Annotated in this window: 5 protein-coding genes; all 5 read right to left on the reverse strand. The window is 62.0% G+C overall.

The window, feature by feature from the left end:
• Positions 1-44 precede the first annotated feature (44 nt).
• From LOY35_RS12095 to LOY35_RS12115, 5 genes are read right to left on the reverse strand one after another with little or no spacing between them, the layout of a single operon-like run.
• Complete coding sequence (locus LOY35_RS12095; RefSeq protein ID WP_258632754.1) at positions 45-4,676, reverse strand: non-ribosomal peptide synthetase; 4,632 nt, start codon at positions 4,674-4,676, stop codon at positions 45-47.
• A 57-nt stretch (positions 4,677-4,733) separates the two neighbouring features.
• Positions 4,734-5,789, reverse strand: a complete 1,056-nt coding sequence (locus LOY35_RS12100) for a TauD/TfdA family dioxygenase (RefSeq protein ID WP_258632756.1) — start codon at positions 5,787-5,789, stop codon at positions 4,734-4,736.
• A gap of 3 nt (positions 5,790-5,792) precedes the next feature.
• Complete coding sequence (locus LOY35_RS12105) at positions 5,793-10,559, reverse strand: non-ribosomal peptide synthetase (protein ID WP_258632758.1); 4,767 nt, start codon at positions 10,557-10,559, stop codon at positions 5,793-5,795.
• Between the two features lie 23 nt (positions 10,560-10,582).
• A complete protein-coding gene (locus LOY35_RS12110) occupies positions 10,583-13,699 on the reverse strand; it encodes an amino acid adenylation domain-containing protein (RefSeq protein WP_258632759.1) in 3,117 nt (1,038 codons plus the stop codon).
• Between the two features lie 8 nt (positions 13,700-13,707).
• Positions 13,708-22,641 carry a non-ribosomal peptide synthetase gene (locus LOY35_RS12115; protein WP_258632761.1) on the reverse strand — a complete coding sequence of 2,978 codons (8,934 nt, stop codon included), beginning with the start codon at positions 22,639-22,641 and terminating at the stop codon, positions 13,708-13,710.

Consider the following 22,641-nt stretch of genomic DNA (forward strand, 5'->3'; position numbering starts at 1 on the left):
TTGCGCAAGTTGGCAGGCCCCGGGTCATCCCCGGGGCCTGCTATTCAGCCAGCCACCGCTTTGGCGTAACGGCTCAAGATATTGGCCAGATCAGCCAGTATCGGGTTCAGGAACACCAGGTGAGCGGGGATGTTTGTGCCCCACAGTTCCTGTAGCCGAGCGCACAACAACACTGCCTTGAGCGAGCTGCCACCGGCTTCGAAGAAGTTTGCCTGCTCGTCCAGATCGGTGTGTTCAAGCACCTCCTGCAAGGCGTCGAAAACCTGCGTTCGGGCGTCCGCCAGAGGCTCGACCTGTGGCCGGTTCATCGGTTTTAGCTGCTGCAATAGCGTTTCGAAGGACGGCGATGTCTGGCCCAGGACGGTATCGAGCAAGGCGCGGAAATCTTCGCTCAACGCCACGATGCTGTCGTGCTCGAACAGATCGGTGCTGTAGGTGAACGTCGCGATCAGCCCTTGCTCACGCTCGCTGATGTCCAGCATCAGGTCAAAGAGGGTACTGCGCTTGCCATTGTCTTCCCTGACCGGCTCGATCCTCAAATCGCCAAACTCGGAGGAGGTAAGAATGCGTTCGCGATGCAGATCGAACATTACCTGGACCAACGGCGCGCTGTGTTGTTGAGCACTGGGCAGTGCTTGCAGCAGTTGTTCGAACGGTAGGTCCTGATTGGCGTGAGCCGTCAGCAGGTTGTCCCGGACCTGTTTGAGGACATTGTCGAATCCCGGGTTGCCCGCCAGGTCCGTACGCAAGGCCAGGGTATTGACGAAGAAACCGATCAAGCCCTCCAGCTCCTGGCGATGGCGATTGGCGATAGGAATGCCGATCCGTATGGCCTGCTGCGCGCTATGGCCGGCCAGCAGCACGTTGAACACGGCCAGCAGCGTCATGAACAGGGTCGCGCCCTGTTCCCGGCTGTAGGCGTGCAGTGCTTGCGTGATCTCCAGGCCCAGTTCGAAAGTGTATTCAGCACCCCGATGACTGGGCAGCGCCGGACGCGGCAACATGCAAGGCAGTTGCAAGAGTGTTCGGTCGGTGCCCAGGTGTTGCAGCCAGAAATCCAGTTGTGGCTTGAGCACGTCGTGATTGAGTTCACGGCGTTGCCATTGGGCGAAGTCCGCGTACTGCAAGGTTTGCCCGGTCAAGGGCGAAGGCTGTCCTTTGCTCAATGCGGTGTAGAGCTGGGTCAATTCACGGGTGAACACACGCATCGACCAGCCATCGAAGACGATGTGGTGCAAGGTCAGCCAAAGTACATGCTCCTGGGCAGACAGCCGAACCAGGCCTGCGCGGATCAAAGGCCCCTGCGCCAGATCGAACGGGTGGGCGGCCTGGGCCCGGAGTTCGGAGTGCAGGTGTTGATGCCGATCACTTTCGCCCAGATGACTCAGGTCAATCAATGGCAGCGTGAAACCCTGCGCTACGCTGATGCGCTGCACCGGTTGATTGTTTTCCAGTGTGAAAGTGGTGCGCAGAGCATCATGGCGTTGCAGCAGTAGCGCAAAACTGCGCTCCAGTGCCAACACGTCCAGGTCGCCGTGCAGGCGCACCGATTCGGGCACGTTGTAAGTGGTACTTCCCGGGTGCAGGCGATCGAACAGCCAGAGCCGTTCCTGGGCGTACGACATCGCCGTTGAAGGCTGGCGGTGTTGGGCCGTGATGGGCGGCAACGTCGAGGCATCGGCCTTTGGCAGCGCCTGGTCAATGAATTCACCCAACGTCGGATGCTGGAAGAGGGCACGTACCGGCACTTCCAGCCCCAGGCTGCTGCGCAGTCGCGACACCAGTCGGGTCGCGGTCAGGGAATGGCCGCCCAGTTCGAAAAAGTTATCGTCCAGGCCGACACGCTCCACCCCCAGCACTTGCGTCCACAGTGCGGCCAGCAATTGCTCGCGTTCGTTGCGTGGCGCCCGGTAGCTGAGCTGGCGATCGCGAGCGGGGGCCGGTAATGCCTTGCGGTCCAGCTTGCCGTTAGGGGTCAAGGGAAATGCCGACAGCATCACATAGGCGTTTGGCAGCATGTAGTCCGGCAATTGCGTGCCCAGGTACTCGCGCAACGCGGTGGCGCCAGGGCATACCTCGCGCGCCACCAAATAAGCGACCAGCTCCGTATCGCCCACTTCGTTCGGGCGGGCGATGACGACGGCTTCCCGGATCCCGGGATGGCTCAGCAGGAGGGCTTCGATTTCCCCCAGTTCAATCCGGAAGCCGCGAATTTTCACCTGGTCGTCGACACGTCCGAGGAACTCGATGTCGCCATGGGGATTGACCCTGCCGATATCGCCGCTGCGATACCAACTGCTACCTTGGGGATCGAGCGGGTTGCTCAAGAAGCGCTCGGCGGTCAGGTCAGGTCGTCCCAGATAGCCCTGGGTAATGCCTGCGCCACTGAGGTAGATTTCACCTGCCACGCCGGCCGCCACCGGGCGCATCTGCTCGTCGAGTACGAACACCTGCATATTGGCGATGGCCTTGCCGATCGGCAGCACACCGTGTTCGTCGCCCCGGGCGCGATAGTAACTGCACCATACGGTGCCTTCGGTCGGACCGTACTCGTTGTATAGCTGGGCGTGCTTGCATTGCTCGCGATGATATCGGGCGAGGGCGGCCGGACAGGCTTCGCCGGCGACGATGGCGCAGCGCAGGCTGCCTAACTGGTCGGCTGCCTGCTCCAGTACCTGGGCGTAGAGCGATGGCAACATCAAAGTGTGGCTGATGCGCTGGGTTGCGATCAAGCGGCCCAAGGCCAATGCATCCTGTACCTGGTCGTCCTGCGGCAGGCACAGTCGACCGCCACGGCCAAGGGTCCAGAAAAGACCAGCCACCGAACTGTCGAACGCCAATCCGGACACCAGCAGGAAAGACTCCAGGGGCTCTTCGTAGGCCAGCTGGCGCGCCGATGTCGAATGCACGGCATTGCGATGAGTCACCATGACCCCTTTCGGGCGCCCCGTGGAGCCCGAGGTGAAAATCAGGTAGGCCAAGGTGTCGGCATCATTGATGGGGTCGGGACGCTGATCGAAGGCGCTGTCGCTACCCGGCAGGTCGAGCCACACCATTTCGTAGTTGCCCCTGGGCAAGCGCGTTTTCAGGCGAGTCAGGCTCAGCAGCAGTGGCGCCGCGGTCTGCTCGAGCATGTCGCTCAGGCGTTCGGCGGGATACGTCGGGTCCAGTGGCAAGTAAGCGCCGCCCGCTTTGAGAATGCCCAGGATGCCGACGAGGGCTTCACTGCAACGCTCGATGAACAACCCCACCGGCTGCCCGGCCGTCAAGCCCGCTTGGCGCAGTTGATGTGCCACCTGGTTGGCCTGGCGCTCCAGCGTTTGATAACTCAGGTGAACATCACCGTGTGTAACGGCGATGGCGTCAGGTTGTGCGTCGACCTGTTGCTCGAACAGATGGTGCAACAAGGTCGGGGCCGCCATCTGCGTAGCGGTCTGGTTCAAGGCCGCCAGCCAATCCTGATGAGCACGACTGATACCGTTGGCATCGCTCAACGGTTGCGAACTGGCAGCGCTGGCCTGCACGCACAGGGTCAGGTACTGATCGAGCAACAAACGGGCGGCGTCGATGTCCAGCGCCGAGGCGTCGAAGTGCAGGCGAAAATCAAACCCTTGCGCGTGTTCGGTGACGTCCAGCAGCAGTGCGTGCGGGCATTCTTCGCCTTCCAGTGCCTGTACCGTCCAGGCCGAGGGCGCGGGTTTGCGCAAGCGAAAGCCGAACGGCGTTTCTACCGATTGAGCGGGCCACGATTCTTGCCAGGTGTTGGCCTCGGTCAACAACGAGGAAAACTCACCGAGCAGGCCGGCCAGCGACTGATTGTCGTCGAAGGTCAGCAGCAGCGGCAGGCGCTTGACGTAGGGGCCCATCGCCGTTGCCGTGGCGCTGTTGCGGCCTTGATGTTCCCAGCCGAGCAGAACCTGAGGCTGACCCAGATGACGTCTGAGCAGCACCGCCCAGCACACGCCGAACAGATTCTGCGCCGGGGTATCAAGGCCGGCGAGGGCGCTGCTGAGTCGGTCTTGAAAGTCCGCGTCCAGAGTCTGTTCGACCTGGGTCATTTGCCGTTCGCCAGAGGTCGTGGCGCGCTGGAACGGATGCAGTACCGTTAGCAGTTCCGGCGCCTGTTGGCGCTGCCAGAAGGCGCGCCCGGCGTCGCTGTCGCTGCCGCTGGTGTATTCGAACTGCCACTCGGCGAAGTCGGCAAACTGGACGGCGTCTTCCGCCAGCTCACTGCCCAGATAAAGCGCTTGCCACTCCAACAGCAGGCGTTCCAGTGTGGTGACGTCAGCATTAGCGGCAGGCAGCGCGACCAGCAGGGTGGATGGCAGCAGGGCAATGGCCAGGACCGGTGGCGTGGCCTGGCTCAAGACGTCACGCAGTGCCGGTTTCAAGTCGCCGACAGAAGACTCGGGCGCAGTGATTTCCTGCCAGTCAATGTCGATGTGTTCGGCGATCACCTGCACCGGCAATTCCATGCCGGGCGCGGCCACCAGACGGGTGCGCAGAATTTCGTGGCGCTCCAGCACTTGCTCCAGGGCCGAGCGCAGGCGTGCGCTGTCGATAGCGTCAGGCAAGGCCAGGGTCAGGAACAGGACAGCGCTGCGATCAGTGGCGCGCGACCAGTACAGGTTTTGTTGCAGGGCGGGGCGAAAACCCTCTAAGGCATTGCTGGACATAGGATTGAGGCCTTGAAAAATAAGGGGCAAGTCAGGGACGTCGAACGGGCGAGCGGTTCAGGGCTTGAGCGCCACGTCTGTGCTGTTCAGTGCTTCGGCCATGGAGACCAGGATGCGTCTGGGGCCGTTGTATTCGTTGCGCGCATGCACCGAGAGCATGTTGTCGAGCAACAACACATCGCCGCGTTGCCAACTGAACTCGATCATGTTTTGCAGGTACACGGCGCGCAGATGCTCCAGCACCTCGGGCTCGATCGGGCTGCCGTCGCCATAAAAAGTGTTCTGCGGAAGATCGTCGGCATCGGCGAAGTCAGCCTGCAGTGCGTTACCGACGCTGGCCGGCAGCGTGCTGACGTGGAAAAACGTGGCATGGTTGAACCAGAGGATTTCGTCGGTGCGCGGATGACGGACCAACGCCGGGCCGACCTGGCGCGTGCGCAGGCGATTGTTGTCTTTCCATTGCGTCTGGATGCCGACACTGGCGCAGTAGGCCTCGACCTGCGCCCGGTCCTCGGTCTGAAACACGGTTTGCCAGGGCAGGCCAAAGCCGTCTCCGTAGTTGCGCACGTACATGATGCCCAGGCGGGCGAAGCGTTCGCGTACCTGCGGATCGATGCCACGGGTAATGGCGCGGGTATCGCCGATCGGCGTTTCACCACGCCATTGCGGGGCGACGTCGCACCACAGGAAAATCTTCAACGGGAACACCGGTGAGTAAGAGTGTTCATTGTGCGGGAAAATGCGCTGGTCTTGCGGGTAGTCGGTGGAGGTGTAGATGTTCAGGCGTGGATCGACCTGCGTCCTCGGCGAGGCCCTGAATTTGTACTCCAGCGCACCGCCCGACAACGAGCTGATGCATTGGTCGAAGGCCGTGGCATTGTCGACCTGGAAATTACGAAACAGCAATGCGCCGTGTTCCAGGAGTTTGCGCTCGATCAGTTCCCGTTGCCGCTGCGCCCAGGCGATCAGGTTGACACCGGGGCTGGCGGGTTCGCACAGCAATGTGTAGTTCTGACCGTCATTGAGCGGCTTGAATGTGACCAGTGCGTCTTCATCCAGGCGAATCGGCTTGCGGCGCATGCCGCCCAAGGTAGGTGTCGCGGGACCATTCATGTCTTATCCCTCCATAGAGTCAGTGGTAAATCGAGTACGCCGACGTGCGCTGCCCAACCGTGCCAGGCTCTGCTCGTTGCGTGCGCTCAGATGCTTCATGCGTTGTTCATGTGTTTGCCGTTTCAGGTCCTGGGCGAGGTCGTCGATCAGTCGCTCCGGGTCCGTGACGACGTGCTCCAGCAGCGTGCTGAAGGCATTGGCGAAAGCCTCGGCCGTTGTCGCGTCGAACAAGTCGGTGCTGTATTTGAGGGTGCAGGCCAGGGCGCCCCGGTCTTCTTCCACGGTGAGGTGCAGGTCCAGTTGTGACTGGCCGTGCTCGATGCGCTCGGGCAGAACTTCCAGCCCCGGCATTTGCAGCACGCTTGCCGGTTGGTTCTGCAGCACCAGCTTGACCTGGAACAACGGGTTGTAAGCGAGGCTGCGCGGCGGGTTGAGCGCTTCAACCAGCTTGTTGAAAGGCAACTCCTGATGTTTGAAGGCGTCCAGTACCTGGGGGCGCAGGCGCTGGATCAGCCCGCTGAACGTCGGGTTGCCGGTCAGATCGCCACGCAGGGCCAACTGATTGATGAAAAAGCCGATAAGCCCTTCGGTTTCCGCGCGGTTGCGGTTGGCTACGTCGGTGCCGATCACCGGATACTGGCGACCGCTTTGGGCATACAGGCACACCTGCAAAGCCCCCAGCAAGCCGATGAACAAGGTCGCCCCGTTGGTCAGGCAAAGCTGTTTCAGGGCTTGGGTGGTGGGCTCGCCAATCTGGAACGACCAGCGTGCACCTTGTCCGCTCATGGCCGCCGGGCGCGGCCTGTCACTGAGCAGGTCCAGCGGCGGCTGAGGTTCGCCAAGCGCCTGCTTCCAGTAGCCAAGCTGACGCTCAAGCATCGGCTCATCCAGGTATCGCTGTTGCCAGGCTGCATAGTCGCAGTACTGGATGGGCAATGGCGCCAGCGTTGGAGTTTCACCACTCAGGGCGGTGCGATAGAGGTGAGTCAATTCGCTCACCAGCAGGCCCATGGACCAACCGTCGGAAACGATATGGTGCAGCACCAGCAACAGCAGGTGCTCATTGTCCCGCAGCTTGATCACATGCAAACGCAGCAACGGAGCCTGGCGCAGATCGATAGGGCGTGTCGCCAGGTCGATTAACAACCGTCGTGCCGCGTTTTCGGATGCTTCGACAGGCAGGGCACTGAGGTCATGCAATGGCATCGGCAGATCGATATCTGCCTGCACTTGAACGAAGAGTTCCGCGTCCCGTTCGTGGAAGCTGCTGCGCAATGCTTCATGGCGCTGCACCAACCCCCGGAATGCCTGATGCAACGCGTCGATCTCCAGGTGACCGCGCAAGCGCGCCGCGCTGGGAATGTGGTACGCCGCGCTCTCGGGTTGCATGGCCTGCACCAGCCACATTCCCTGTTGTGCATGGGACAGCAACTGCCGGCCATGAGACGGGACAGGGGCGGGCCCTATTGGTTGCTCGCTGCTGGCCTCGGCCCTGGACAGCGCAAGCGCCAGTTGCGCGATGGTCGGTGCTTCGAAAAGCGCCCGCAGGGGCAGTTCGATGTTCAGCGTCAGGCGAATTCGCGTGACCAGTTGAGCGGCCAGCAACGAGTGCCCACCCAGGGCGAAAAAGTTGTCGTGCAGGTCTATGGATTCCAGCCCGAGTACTTCTTGCCAGAGCATCAGCAACTGCTTCTCCTGCGGGGTATCGGGCCCTCGCACCTGTGTGGCTTGCAGCGAATAATCGGGGGCCGGCAGCGCCGCTCTGTTGAGCTTGCCACCCGGGGTCAACGGTATGTGCTCAAGGGAGACGAAGGCGGACGGCACCATGTAGTCAGGCAAGTGTTCGGCAATGTGTTCGCGCAAGGCGGTGGGTGCCAAGGGTTCTGCCTGGTAAACCACATAGGCGACCAGGCGACGATCGCCAGGCCGGTCCTCACGCACGATCACCAAGGCCTGGCGTACCTCTGGATGACTCTGCAAGCGTGATTCGATCTCGCCCAATTCAATACGAAAGCCCCGCAGCTTGACCTGTTGGTCGATCCGGCCGAGGTATTCGTAGGTGCCGTTGGGCAAGCGCCGCACCCGATCACCGGTGCGGTACAGGCGGCTGCCCGGCGGGCCGAACGGGTCGGGGCAGAAGCGTTCGGCAGTCAGCCCCGGAACGTCGTGATAACCGCGGGACAACAATGAGCCGCCAATGCACAGCTCCCCGGGCACACCGGCAGGCGCGAGGTTGTCATCGCGGTCGAGCAGGTAATAGGCGCGGCCGTGCAAGGGGGCGCCGATCGGCATTTGCAGTGGCAAGTGTTCACTGGCCAGCAGTTCGGTGCAGTCCTGAATACTCGACACCACGGTGATCTCCGTGGGGCCGTAGATGTTCAGCAGCCGGACATGACTCAGCCCGGCCTTGCGCCAGGCGTTGAGCCCTTCGGGAGGCATGGCTTCGCCACCGACGCTGACCAGACGCAGGGTACCGTAGGCGGTGGCCGGATCCAGGGCGAAATCCTGGGCCAGTTGGTACCAATAGGCGGTGGTCAGGCAGGCTGCCACGGTGATGCCATGGCGATACAGTCGGGCGAGGAATTCGCGGCTGTCCCATAACTCGGGGCCGCGCACGACCAGGCTGGCGCCGCATACCAGTGGAGGAAACAGCTGATCGACGAAACCATCGAAGTTGAACGTGGAGAACTGCAACACCCGATCTTCGGCGCTGACACCGTAATAGGTGCGAGCGACTTCGGTATAACCGGCCAGGGAACGGTGAGTGACCGCGACGCCCTTGGGCTTGCCCGTGGAGCCGGAGGTGTAGATGACATAGGCCAGTTGTTCGCGATGCACGGTCCGGCCCGCCATGACGGGTTGAAGTCCAGGCATTGGCGGGAGTGCGCGGACGTCCAGGCACGGCCGTTGATAAGGCTTGACCGCCGGCGCTGTGGACGCGTCGACCAACACCAGGCGAATGTCGGCATCGTCGATCATGTGAGCCAGGCGTTCGGCTGGAAATTGTGGGTCCAGCGGCACAAAGGCAAGCCCTGCTTTCAATGTGCCGAACACTGCCGCGATGATGTCCAGCCCCCGGGGCAGGCACAGCCCGATGCGCGCTTCCGGTGGCAGGTCGAGCGCCAGCAGATGTTGGGCAATATGGTCAGCCCGACGTTGCAGTTCGGCGTAGGTCCAAGTCTGGTCATCGTGGATCAGCGCCAGGCTGTCCGGGGTTTTCGACGCTTGCGCCGCCAGTCGCAGATGGACCATTTCGGGCAGTGGCGAAAGCGGCAATGAAGCCTGGCACTGAGCCAACAGACGCTGCTCGGCTTCGGCATCGCGTATCGGCAGATGACCGATCATGCCGTCGGGAGCCTGTACCAAGCCCTGCAAAAGGGCGCTGTAAGCCCGACCATGGTTGACGATGCTGTCATGTTCGAATAGATCGCCATTGTAGGTGAAGCACACCTCAAGCCGGTCGCTGCGCTCCGACACGTTGAGCACCAGGTCCAGTTGCGCGGTCATCTGCTGGCGTTCGATTTCCTCGATCTCAAGTCCTGGCAGTTGCAGGCGACGCGGCGCGTGATCGTCGAGCAGGTTGAACATCACCTGAAACAAGGGGGGGTGGGAAAGATGGCGTTCAGGTTCGAGTGCCTGGACCAGTCGCTCGAAGGGCAGCTGCTGATGTTCCAGGGCACTGCGTCGCACGTTGTTGACGTCGTCCATCACCTCATTGAAGGTGCGTCGGCCGTTGAGTTCGCAGCGCATGACCAGGGTGTTGATGAAGCAGCCGATCAACCCTTCGGTTTCCACACGTGTGCGGTTGGCCACTGGCACGCCGACACGCAGGTCGGTCTGGCCGCTTAGGCGATACAGCAGAACGTTGAAGGCGCTCAACAAAACCGTGAACAATGTGGTGCCGCGCGCTTTCGCAAGCTCTCGCAAACCTTCGGTCAATGTCGGGTCGACGCTGAGATAATGGCGGGCGCCACGACCGCTTGAATGTTTCTGGCGAGGACGGTCGGTCGGCAGTTCCAGCAGGGGTTGTTCCCCCGCCAGATGTTCGCGCCAATAGTTCAGTTCCGAAGCCAGTGCGCTGTCACTCAGGCAGGTCTGTTGCCACAACGCATAGTCGGCATATTGGACCGGCAACGCGGGCAGTTGCGCCTCAATGCCTTCCAGGGCGGCGCTGTAGAACGCGCTCAGTTCCTTGACCAGGATCCCCAGGGACCAGCCGTCAGCGACGATATGTTGTGCGGTCAGGATCAGCACATGCTCGTCGTCGCCGAGTTTTACCAGCAGGCAGCGCAGTGGCGCCTGTTGCAGGTCGAAGGTGCGGTTGGTTTCGCTATCGATCAGGTGTTGCAGGCGTGATTCGCGATCGCTGTCGGGTTCATCTGAAAGATCGATCAGCGGCAGCGCCAATGGCAACTGCTCGTGAATGATCTGATGCGCCTTGCCCTCGGCTTCGTGAAACGTGCTGCGCAAAATCCCATGCCGTGCCACCAGTTGATCGAAGCCGTGTTGCAAGGCGCCGAAGTTGAGTGCACCACGCAAGCGCAATGCGGCTGGCATGTTGTAGGCGCTGCTGTCGGGGTCGAGACGGTGGAGAAACCACAGGCGCTGCTGGGCCCAGGACAGCGGGCGCGGCCCCTCGTCAGGAGACGGGACAATCGGCAAGCGATTGAGTTGTATGCCTTGTGCCGCCAGTGCCGCGGCAAACGCTTCGCGTTTGTGGGGCGTGAGCCTGGCGATGCGTTCTGCCAGTTGATTCGGGTTGATTTCCATAGCGTGATTGCGTCCTGGGGTCATCAGACAGAAGGGCTGGCGGACTTGGCGCGTGCCTGCAAGGCGGCGCGTTCCTCGGGCGACATCGCGGCCAGGGTGCGGCGCAGCTCGGCGATTTTCAGCAGTCGCCCCGGATGGCTTTCCTGGGTGCGCAACGCCTGCGCCAATGTCGCGATGCTCGGGTTGTCGAACACCAGCCCCGGCGGTACTTCCAGTTGCAACAGGCTGCGCAGGCGCGTGCAGAGTTTGATGACCATCAAGGAATGGCCGCCCAGATCGAACAGGCTGTCGGTGATGCTCAGGCTGTCGCGCTCCAGCAGTTCCTGGTAAAGATCTGCCAGCAGGGCTTCGAGCGCATCCCTTGGCGCGAGCTCGACTCGGCGCTCAGTCAGGCTATCGGGTGTGGGCAGTGCGGCGTAATTGACCTTACCGTTGGCCAGGCGCGGCAACGCCTGCACGCGCAGCACTTGCGAAGGGGTCAGGTAGTCGGGCAACGACGTGCGCAACTCGGCGAGCAAGTCAGCGCTTTCACGGTTGCTGACGGCGTAGGCCAGTAACTTGCCGCCCGTGAAATGCACCACTGCCTGACTGACGCCGGCCAGCTTCAGGAGGGCCGCCTCCAATTCACCGGGTTCGACGCGAAAGCCGCGAACCTTGATCTGCTGGTCGCTGCGGCCCGCCAGGTGCAAGCGCCCGTTGGGCGACAGCCGTGCCAGGTCTCCCGTGCGATACAGGCGTTGGCCGGGGTTGAATGGATCGTCGATAAACGCATCAGACGCTCGATTCAGATAACCACGGCTGACTTGCGCGCCACCCAGATACACCTCACCCAGGGCACCCAGCGGCGCGGGTTGCAGACCTGCCGGGGTCTGCTCGAGGACATAGGCGCGGGTGTTTGCCAGTGCCTGTTCCAGGGCCAGCGGTGCAGTGCTTTCGAACTCCTGGCTGAGACTGAACAGTACGCCGACCGTGGTTTCGGTCGGGCCGTAGTGATTGTGTACCCGGCTATTGGGGGCCACTTGCTGGATGCGTTGGCGCAGTGAGCCCGGGCAAGGTTCGCCACCCAATATCACGACATCCGGCAAGACACTGGCCTGGTCTTCGAGCAGAGCCGCCAGGTGTGACGGAACGATTTTCAGGCAGTCGATACGTTGATCGCGAACATAACGCGCGAATGCGCTGGCATCGCGGCTGGCTTCGTCACTGGCCAGCACCATGCAGGCACCGTTCCATAGCGCGCCGTACAGCGTGGTATTGCCCAGGTCCGCAGCCACCGAGGAAATCAGCGCGAAGCGTTTGCAATGGGCCAGGTCCAGTGCTTCGCTGACCGCCGCGGTGTAGTTGAGCAAATGACCGTGTTCGATGATCACGCCCTTGGGTTCACCGCTGGTGCCAGAGGTATAGAGCAGATAAGCCGCGTCGTTGAGCGAGATGTTATCTGTCGAAGGCACAGCGACAATCGCCGAATCTTGCAGTTCGCAGATGCTCACTCCCTGGGCAGAGCCGATGAGCAGTTGCGGCTGCGCATCGCCGAGGATTTTTTCCAGGCGAGCGGCCGGCCAGGTCGGGTCCAGAGGGATGTAGGCAGCACCGGCTCGCAGCACCGCGAACAGACCCAGCAGCAAGTCCGCCGAGCGTGGCAGCAGCAAGGCCACTTTCGACTCACGGCCAATACCTCGTGCGCACAAGGCGCCGGCCAACTGCTCGACTTGTTCGTGCAGTTGTCGATAGCTCAAGGTTTGGCTGTCGACCTGCAAGGCCGGTGCATCCGGCGTGTTGTGCGCCCAGTGGAGCAGTCGCTGAGGCAGTGTCCGGGAACCGAAGTCGCGGCTGGGGCCGCACAACTGGAGTTGGCGGGCCCGATGCTCGGCGTTGCTCAGCGGCAACTCGAGCATGGCGCGGGTGTTCAGCCCTTCGGGCAAGGCACGTAGCAGGCAGCTGTATTGCTCCAACAAGCATTGCAGCGCTTCGTCGCCATAGTGCGCGCCGGGCGCCTGGACGCTGACTGTCAGCCCCGGACCGTGCTCATCCAGCACGACTTGCAGCGCCAGCTCGAAGCATGAGTCGACACCGGGCAGCGTATCGACATGCCAGCGCAGGCCTGCGTTGTCGATGTCCTGGCAGTGGCTTGCCAGGTTGAAACCGACTTTGCGATGGCGGGTATGGGCCGGGTCGGCGACGCTCCAGTATTCCTGTTGTTGAGTGTGTTCGTTGAGTTGACTGGCCAGGCTTTGCAGCCACTGGTCGAACGTGCCGTTCAGGTCGGGTTTGAGCACCAGCGGCAGGATTTTTTCATAGACACCGATTCCGTTGGCCAGGGTGTCGTAGTCGACGCGGCAATCTTGTTGCCAGCCGGCGGTGTACACCGAATGCCCGCCAACACGTGCCAACAGTAACCACCACGCCGCTTGCAGCACGGTCCCCAGCGGTTGCTGGCATTGATCGGCGAGTTGCTGCAGCGCGTGATGCAATTCGACGGGCAGGCGTTGACTCACCATCGGGAGGCTACGCTGCCCCATCGGCTCGTGACGCGACCCCAGGTGCATCGGTGGCGTGTCCGCAAGTTTCAGCGCGGCCCAGTAGGCGCGACCATTCAGGGCTTCGTCATCGGCATCAAGGTCGTTGCGCCATTCCACGTACTGCGAGTACTGGAACGCTTCCTCCTGCACGGTAGCGGGGCGTGCGTAGAGTTCGGCCAATTCACTGAACAGATTTTGCAGGCTGAGCCGGTCGCAGGCACAGGCAGCGACCAGCAGGTCCAGGCGCCATTGGGCCGGTGCCAACTGACGCAAGATGCCGCGAACCAGGCAACCGCTTTCAATGGCAAACGGCGCTTCAAGCAGCGCAGCGCTTTGCTGTTGCTGCTCGGTGTCGGACAAACCAGCCTCCAGAACGTGCCATTGCAGCGCAGGCGCCACGACGTGCTGGCGCAGGCTTCGATACAGGCTCGAAGGACGCAGCGCCGTGCGCAGGCTGGTATGGCGCTCGATCACTTGCAGCAACGTTTCATGCAGCTGCCCTGGGTGCAGCGGGCCTTCAAGGGTCATGCCCAGATGCACGGACGGGCGGTTGCTTTGCAAGGCGACGGACTGCTCCGCACTGAGGGGCAGATCGTGGTTCGCTTCCTGGTTATTGCTCATGGTAGGGCTCAATCCTGCAGTTCCATTGCGTTGTTGTAATTGGCCAGGCGAGCCGGCTCATGCAGATCCCCCATGGCGACGACAATTTTTCGCGGCCCCTCAAAGGGGTCACGGGCGTGAGCGGCCAGCAAGTTATCGAGCATGATCACATCGCCCTGTTGCCAGTCGAAACGCACCGCGCATTCTTCGTAGAGCCGACCTATCAGCGACATCGTTTCGTGGTCGATGGGGCTGCCATCACCGAAATACACCTGGCGCGGCATACGTTCCTGACCGACCATTCGCAGCAAGTCTTCGCGTACCTGAGGGTCCAGGCAAAAGGTGTGGTGCAGTTGAATCTGATTGAAGAAGCTGCGCTCGCCACTCAGCGGGTGGTGGATCACCGCCGGGCAACGGGTGCGGGTTTGCAGCTCATCATTGGCCAGCCAGTGGAACTCGGTACCGCTGGACCGGCACTGGGCCTCAACCTCGTCGCGATCTTCGGTCTTGAAGAATTCCCGCCAGTTGACATCAAGGCGCTCGGTGAACGTACGCACATAAAGCAACCCTTTGCTTTCGAACCTTTCGGCCAGGGCTGTCGGCAAGCGACGGAACAATTCGCGACAGTCAACGATGGGCGTCGCACCACCCACAGGCGAAGGTTGTTCACAGAAGAACCATTGTTTGCGTGGAGAGCGGGGCAGGTGCGAGCTCTCGTTGTGGAACAGGATCATCTCCCGCTCGGGATAAGGCGTGGAACGGTAGATATTACGTCCACCTTCCTTCTTCGGCAGGTCGCCATAGCCACCGAACAGACCGGGATGGATGGCCTCGGCGAAGGCTTCGAAGGCCTTGGCGTCGTCCAGGGCAAAGCCGCGAAACAGCAGGCCGGCGTGCTGGCACAGCAGCGTATCGATCAGGTCCCGGGAGCTTTGCGCCCATCCCACCGGATCCAGGTCCGGCACACAGGGTTCGATCATCAAGGGGAATTCCCGTCCCGGCAGCAGCGCGGCGGTCCGGATCAGCGGCTTGGGCGTTGTGGCGCGGGCCGGCATCTTTTTCAACTTGTCGAGTTTGCTCGATGGCGAGGGCGAATTAGCCAAGGCAGATGACTCCACAGAGGGCAATGTAATGGTGAAATGAGTGAGGGGGGCAAGGGGCTGCTCGACGACTTGTTGCAGCAGACTCAGCCAGGCACGGATCAAGGTCTCGATACGTTCGCCCTTGAACAGTGCGCGGGCGTAGACCCAGTCGCCGCGCATGACATCGCCCTGGCGCTCAAGGAACAGCGCCATGTCGAACTTGCTGGTGCGTTCCGCCGGGGGTTGCTGGTGCACTTCCAGACCGGGGATGGAAAATTCAGCCTGGGGCGTGTTCTGCAGGACGAACAGGGCTTGCACCAAGGGGTTGCGGCTGCGTTCGCGGGGCACTTGCAAAGCTTCGACAATACGATCGAACGGCAGCGCCTGATGCTCGAAGGCTTGCAGGCAGGTGTCGCGGGTACGGCCCAGGAAATCGCTGAAGCGCTCGTTGCTCATTCGACGCGAGCGCAGCGGCAGGACGTTGACGAAGAAGCCGATCAAACCTTCAAGGCTGGCGTCGTCGCGACCGGCGACGTCAGTGCCCAGTAACAGCTCATCGTTGCCAGTCAAGTGATGCAGCAGCAATTCGAAGGTGCTGAGCAGGACCATATACAGGGTGACCCCTTCAGCCAGGGCCAGTGCATCGAGGCGTGCCAGCAGTGGCGCGGGTATTTCCAGGGCTTTGGCTGCGCCCCGTGCATCGGCCTGGGCCGGGCGCGGCCAATCTGTGGGTAGCGCGAGTACGTGTGGTGCACCGCGTAGCTGTTCCTGCCAGAAGGTCACTTCGTTATCGAGGCTTGGACCTTGCAGGCACTCACGCTGCCAGTGCGCATAGTCTGCGTATTGCACCGGCAATGAAGCCAGTTGCGGGGCTTTGCCGGCCTGGAGCGCGGTATAGACATGACTGAGCTCATTGATCAGTACGCCGACCGACCAGCCGTCAGCGACCATATGATGCAAGCCCAGGAACAACAGGTGCTGATGCTCGTCGAGCTTGAGTACCCGCGCGCGGATTAAGGGCGCCTGTGCCAGGTCGAAGGGGCGTCGCAGATTGTCCAGGCTTTCCTGATCGGCCACGGCCGGGCGCTGCCCGGCATCGAGATGCGAGACATCGCGCAGTGGCACGTCCATTCCAAGGTGCGTCGCGATCAAGGACACCGGTTCGCCGTCGATGTCCGAATAGGCCGTCCGCAGGACCTCATGACGATTTAGCAGGGCATTGAAAGTAGCGCGCAGGACGTTCATGTCCAGCGCACCTTGCAGGCTGAGGGTGGCGGCCATGTTGTAGGCCGCTGATGGCCCGTGCAGGCGATCGATCATCCACAGACGATGTTGGCTCAGGGACAGAGGCATGTGCATCTGGCGCTCGACGGGGCGCAACACTGGCGCGCTGGCGGCGGCGTTGACCGGTTGTGCCGACAGGACGTCCAGGCACTGCGCCTGTTGCCACAGCAACGGCGCGTCGAAAACACTGCGCAGCGCCAGCTCCAGGCCACAACGTTGGCGAATGCGGGCGATCAGGCGGGTAGCCAGGAGTGAGTGCCCACCGGCTTCAAAGAAATGACTGTTGCGTCCCAGTGTCTGGGGCGGCAGCAGCGCCGCCCATAGTTCGGCCAGCAAGTGTTCGTTGGCGCTGCTCGGGGGATCGACCTCGATGCTGTCCAGTGTGGGGGGCGGCAGGGCCTTGCGATCGATTTTGCCGTTGGCGTTCTGTGGCCAGCTGTCCATCTGCACCCACAGGGAGGGCACCATGTAAGCGGGTAAACCGTCGCGGACGAACTGGGCCAGCGCGGCATCAGTGAGTGCGTGCCCGTGACGACCCTGCCAATAGCCCACCAGCATCTCGCTGCTGCCCAATCGTTGCAGGCTCACCATGGCGCGAAGGATGTCTGGGTGACGCTCCAGATGCGCTTCGATTTCTCCCGGTTCGATGCGGAAGCCTCGCAGTTTGAGCTGGAAATCCTTGCGTCCGAAATACTGCAACACGCCGTCGTCACCCCAGCGCGCCAGATCGCCGCTCAGGTAAAGACGACTGCCTGCCTTGCCGAACGGGTTGGGAATGAAGCTGGCGGCGGTGCGCGAGGGGTCCGCCAAATAGCCGCGACTGACGCCGATGCCGCCGATGGCCAGTTCGCCGACCACGCCTTTGGGCAGCGGTTGAAGGTCGTGGCCCAGAACGTACAGTTCGGCATTGGCGGTGGGCCGGCCGATCGCCACACTGGTGCCCTGATCGGGCGCATTGCGCAATGGCTGGAAGGCCACGTCATCCGAACACTCGGCTGGACCATAGGCGTTCATCAATGGAATGTGTGGGTAATGGCTGAACCATTGCTGGGTGGTTGCCACCGGCAGCGCTTCACCGGTGGGCAGCACCCAGCGCAGATCCGGCAATGACACCGGCTGGTCGGCCTGGCTTTCCAGCATCGCCTGTAACAACGCCGGTACCGGCTCAAACAGGCTGACGTGGCGCGTGCGCAGGACCTGGAGCAGTGCCTGGGGATCACGTACGACGCTGTCACTGATGATCTCCACGCAAGCGCCGAACAGCGGTGCGGTGAGGGCTTGCCAGACAGAAATATCAAAACAGGCCGGTGCGGTCTGGGCGATCACATCGTTCTGGTTCAGACCCAGCGGTTCCAGCTTGGCCAACATATTGTTGAGCATGCCGGCGCGAGTGACCATCACGCCCTTGGGCTGACCGGTGGAGCCGGAGGTGAACAGCACGTAGGCCAGTTGATCCTGACGTGCCGGTTGTTGCGGCAGACGTCCAACGGTACTCATTTCCACCAGGTCGTGCGGCAGGGCGTGTTTGCCCTGATAGACCGAAGCCAGGCGCTCTGCGTACTCGGGTGTGCAGATCACCATCGGCTGCTCAAGCCGCGCCAGCACCTGTTGCCAGCGCGCCGGGGGTTGAGAGGGTTCCAGCGCCAGCCAGGCACAGCCTGCGCGCAAGGTCGCGACCATCAGGCATAACCAGTCGATGCCCCGGTCGGCGAGCAAGGCGATCGGCTGGTCGGGTTGCGCACCCAATGCCTGGAGACCACGGGCCATGACTTCCGAGCGTTGCCAGAGTTGGGCATACGTCAGGGACTGATCGGCACAACGTGCGACCAATCGCTGAGGGTGGGCGGCCACCTGGGCGGCCACCCGTTGCTCCCAACTGTCTTCGAGGCTGTAATCGGCCCGATGGGTTCCCCAGTCAAGCAGGTGCGCGCGTTCGTCGGCGGTCATGATCGACAGCTGTTCGAGACGGGTGTCGGGCGCGGTATCCATGGCGATCAGGAGCCGGTGCAAATGATCGATCAGTGTCTGTAGCGATTCGACCGGCATGCGTCGGTTGTCGGCGCTGAAAAGCACCTCCAGGCGGCGTCCGGGCAGGGCTTCGACCGTAAGGCCGTAGCTGGTCTGCTCAAGGTTATCCATGACCTTGAGCGTCAGTTCACCGGATTGCAGTTGCCGCTCACTGAGGGCCGGCAGATTCTGGAATACCAGCAGCGTGTCGAACAGTCCGGCGCCTCGTGAGTGCTGCTGGAGGATTTCGGCCAGCGGCGTTTGCTCATGTTCGCGCATTGCGACGCTGATTGCCTGGACCTGATGCAGGTAGTCGCCCAAGGTCAACCCGGAGTCAACCTGCAAACGCAACGGCAGTGTGTTGATGAAGACGCCGAGCATCTGCCCGGCATCTGGCAGGTCACCCGGCCGCCCGCTGCTGGTGACACCGAACATGACGTCAGGCTGGTTGTTATAACGCGCCAGCAGCAAACCCCAGGCTGCCTGTACCAGCGTGTTGAGGGTGACTCGGGTGTTTTTCCCGAGGTTGTTCAACGCTGTGGTTTGCGCTTCGCTCAGTTGCAGATTGCGGGTGTAGTAAACCGCCGTTGCCGCGCTTTCCGTAGCGTTCAGGACGGGCAGGGACCCTGCGCCTTCGAAGCTTGCCAGGCGCTGCTGCCAGTAGTTCTGGCTCTGGGCTTGCGGTTGCGCAGCGAGCCAGTCGATATAGTCGCGGTAGGGTGGCCGGGTGTTGACCGCAATGCCGTTGTAACGGGCAAGTATCTCTTCCATCAACATCACCGAACTCCAGCCATCGGCGATCAGGTGATGGCGGCTCCAGACCAGCCATGTACGTTGCTCGTCGAGGTGGATCAGCGCGATGCGTTGCAAGGGCGGGCGCTGCGGATCGAAACCCAGCGCACGGTCAGCCTGGCAGTAATCGGCCATGGCTTGCTGGCGTTGGGTCTCATCGAGTGTGCTCCAGTCCAGTAGTTGTACCGGCAAGTGCAGGTCGCGATAGATCCCTTGCAGGGGTTCCTCCAGGCCCTGCCAGAGGATCCCGGTGCGCATCAATGGATGCGCGGCGAAGGTATCGCGCCACGCGGCCAGATATCGCGCAGGCTCCAGCGGGCCTTGCAATTCGGCTTGCAGCTGGTTGACATAAACGCCATTGCCGCCCTCCAGCAGGCTGTGGAACAACAGCCCTTTTTGCAGCGGCGAAAGCGGATAGGCATCCTCCAGTTCGGTACCGGCCAGGGCGTCGAGCGCCTCGCGTTCGATAGAGCTAAGGGAGAAAACCGCCGGTGGATTTGCCGGTGCTTGAGGCGCCGCAGGTGCCACCGCCGGTTCGCGGCGACTGAGCAGGCTGGCCAGCGCTTCGATGCGCGGGTGGGCGAAAAGCTCTTTTGGACTGAATCGCAGGCCTTGCTTGCGTGCCTTTGCAATCAACTGCAGGGCAATGATCGAGTCCCCGCCAACGGCGAAGAAATCATCCTCGCGGCCAAGGTCGGTGCATTGCAGGACGTCACGCCACAGGGCAGTTAATTGCGCTTCCAACTGCTTGAGGGGTGAATCCAGCGTGGCAGCCAGTTGGGCAATGGTGGGGTGCGCGAAGAAATGTCTGGGGGTGAACTTGAGTTGTGCCTTGCGCGCGCCAGCGATCAATTGCAGGGCCAGGATCGAGTCGCCGCCCAAGGCGAAGAAGTCATCGTGGATCGACAGCGAGGACTTGCCGAGCAGGGCGCACCACAGTTCCATCAACAACGCCTCGACCGGATCGCGGGGGCCGATGTCCAGGGTGTTTTGTCGCTGACTCTGCTCCGGGGTGGGCAGGTTGTGTCGATCGACTTTACCGTTTGCCAGGCGTGGCAGTTCGGCCAGTTCGACATACAGGCTCGGTAACATCGGCTCAGGCAATTGCGCCACCAGTTGCCGGCGCAACTGTTCGCGATCCATCCCGGTGTCCGGCACCAAGTAGGCGATCAGTTTTGTGGCATCGTTGTCGCCCAATGTCCGGGCCACCACGACCGCCTCGCGCACGCCATCACAGGCCCTGAGGCATGCTTCGATTTCCCCTGGCTCAACGCGAAAGCCACGGATCTTCACTTGATCATCAATACGTCCAAGGAACTCTACGACGCCTGAAGGCAGCAGTCGCGCGCGGTCACCGGTGCGATAAAGGCGTTGACCCGAACCACTGAGCGGATTGGGGATGAACCGCTCGGCGGTGAGACCGGGTTGCCCCAGGTAACCATCGGCAACACCCGCGCCACCGATATAGAGCTCGCCGGCGCAGCCCAGTGGCATCGGGTCCAGGTAGCGATCGAGCACGTGAACGTTGACATTGGCCAGTGGCGCGCCAATCGGCGCAAAACCTGAAAAGGTATCGTCGGACTCGTTCACTGGTTGGGTCAGGCAACCGACGGTGGTTTCCGTGGGGCCGTAGTGGTTGACGATCCGGCAGCCCGGCGACAACGCTTGGAGGCGCTTTACCAGCGTCAGGTCCAGGCCTTCGCCGCCCAGCACCAGGCATTGGCGCGGTAGCAGGCGCTGTGGGTCGGCGACCGCGAGCAGGGCGTTGAGGTGCGAAGGTACGATCTTCAGGCAATCAACTGGCGCGGCGGCCAGGCTTTGCGCCAACTCTTCGGGGTCAGCGGCCAGTTGCTCATCGATCAGGCGCAGGGTTCGTCCGGTCAACAGCGCGCCAAACCAGGCGGTGTAGCCCAGGTCCGCGGCCACGCTGGCCAAGGCTGTCAGGCTGGCGTCTTCGCTCAGTGCCAGACTTTGCATCACCCCGTCGACGTAGTGAATCAGGTTGCCCTGGGTCACGCGCACGGCTTTTGGCGTGCCTGTGGAGCCTGAGGTGTAAATCAGGTAGGCCAGTTGTTGAGGGTGGGCAGGCGCGGCATTCATGGGTGCGACGCCTGTGCCTTGGGCCAGGCAGCGCACGGTTTGATCGGGGCCGATCAGTACGCTGGCAGCGCTGTTATCGAGCAACTGCTGACGTCGTGACTCAGGCAATGCCGGGTCCAGACACAGATACGCCGCGCCCAGTTTCCAGCTGGCCAGCATGGCCGTCATCAGTGTGCGGCCCCGGGGCAGGACCAAGGCGACGATTTGGCCTGGGCCTGTTCCGGCGCTACGCAGCTGTTGTGCCAATGCTTCGGCCGCTTGGTCGAGCTGGGCGTAAGTGAGCGAGCCGTTGGCATCGCTCAGGGCGGTTCGATCACAATGCGTGCGAACCTGGTGTTCGAACGCTTCGACAGCGGTTGCAAAGGCAGGCTGGCTGTTCAACCCCAGACAGCGCGATGCTGTTGAGGGCGGACAGGCCGGCAGGTCGCTGACCCGCGCCTCGGGCATCTGCTGAGCCTCGCCGGCAAACCAGACGAAATCTTCGGCCAGACGGGTGATACGCTGCACGTCGAACAGATCGGTGCGATAGCGCCATTGCGCCAGCAATTGGACACCGTCGTCCTGCCAGCGCAGATTGAGGTCATTGGCCGCGCCGCGTTGGGTGAACAGATGCTCTTGCACGCTGTATTCGCCGAACTGCTCGTCGCGACGGCTGGGCATGTACGTCAGCATGCAGCGAAACAACGGGCCGTTGCCGACGTCTTCCTGCATACGCACCGCTGGATAACGGCGATGACGCAAGCCTTCACGCATTTGCTGCGCGATGTCGCGCAAACAATCGGTCAGGGTCGGGTTGTGCTCGAAACGGGCGCGTAGCGGCAGGCTGTTGAGCGTAAAGCCCATCAGGTTTTTGTATTTGGCTTTGTGCCGGTCCATGGTCGGCGTACCGATCAGGAAGTCGTCCTGATCGCTGCAGCGATGCATGAACACCTGAAACAGCCCGGCCAGTAACACAAACAGGCTGACATTGTGAGTATCGGCCATTGTTCGCAGATGGCTGCTCTGGGACTTACTGAGCAGTAATTCGAATTCGTCGCCTTCGTAGTCTGGGGTGCGCGGGCGAGGGCGGTCCGGTGTCAACTCCAGGGCTGCAGGGAACCCGCTGAGTTGCGCCTGCCAGTAACTGGCCAAGGACGCGAGCTTGCTGTCTTCCAGCAACTCACGGTGATCGTTCAACCATTCGAAATACAGGCCTGGTTCTGGCAAGACCAGCGGTTCGCCAGTGACTTGGGCATGGTAGGCGGCGAAGGTCAGCTTGAGCATCCATTCAACGCTCAGGAAGTCGCCGCTGATGTGGTGCGCCGCCATGCATAAATAAAGTCGACCTTGATTGCGCAGCAGCCGCAAGCGACAGATGTTTGCCGATGCGAGGTCGAACGGCTGGTCGGCATGATGCTCGATCCACGCCTTGACCCCTGCCGCATCGAGGTCGTCGAGGTGCTCCCAGGTTGCACTGACCCGGATCTGTTCGGGACGCAACATCCACAGTTGCCCATCCACTTCCCGATAGCCGCAATGCAACGTTTCGCAGTGTTCGACGACGCGTGTGAAGGCCGCGCACAGTGTTGCGGCGTCCAGGTCCGCCCGCAGCTCGCGAGCGGCAACCATGTTGTAGGCATGACTGGCCGGGTTGAGTTGGTGAAACTGCCATAGAGCCTGCTGACCGGGACTGGCCAGGTGTAAGGGGGTGGACGTCAT

The organism is Pseudomonas sp. B21-028, from assembly GCF_024749045.1.
GTDB lineage: Bacteria > Pseudomonadota > Gammaproteobacteria > Pseudomonadales > Pseudomonadaceae > Aquipseudomonas.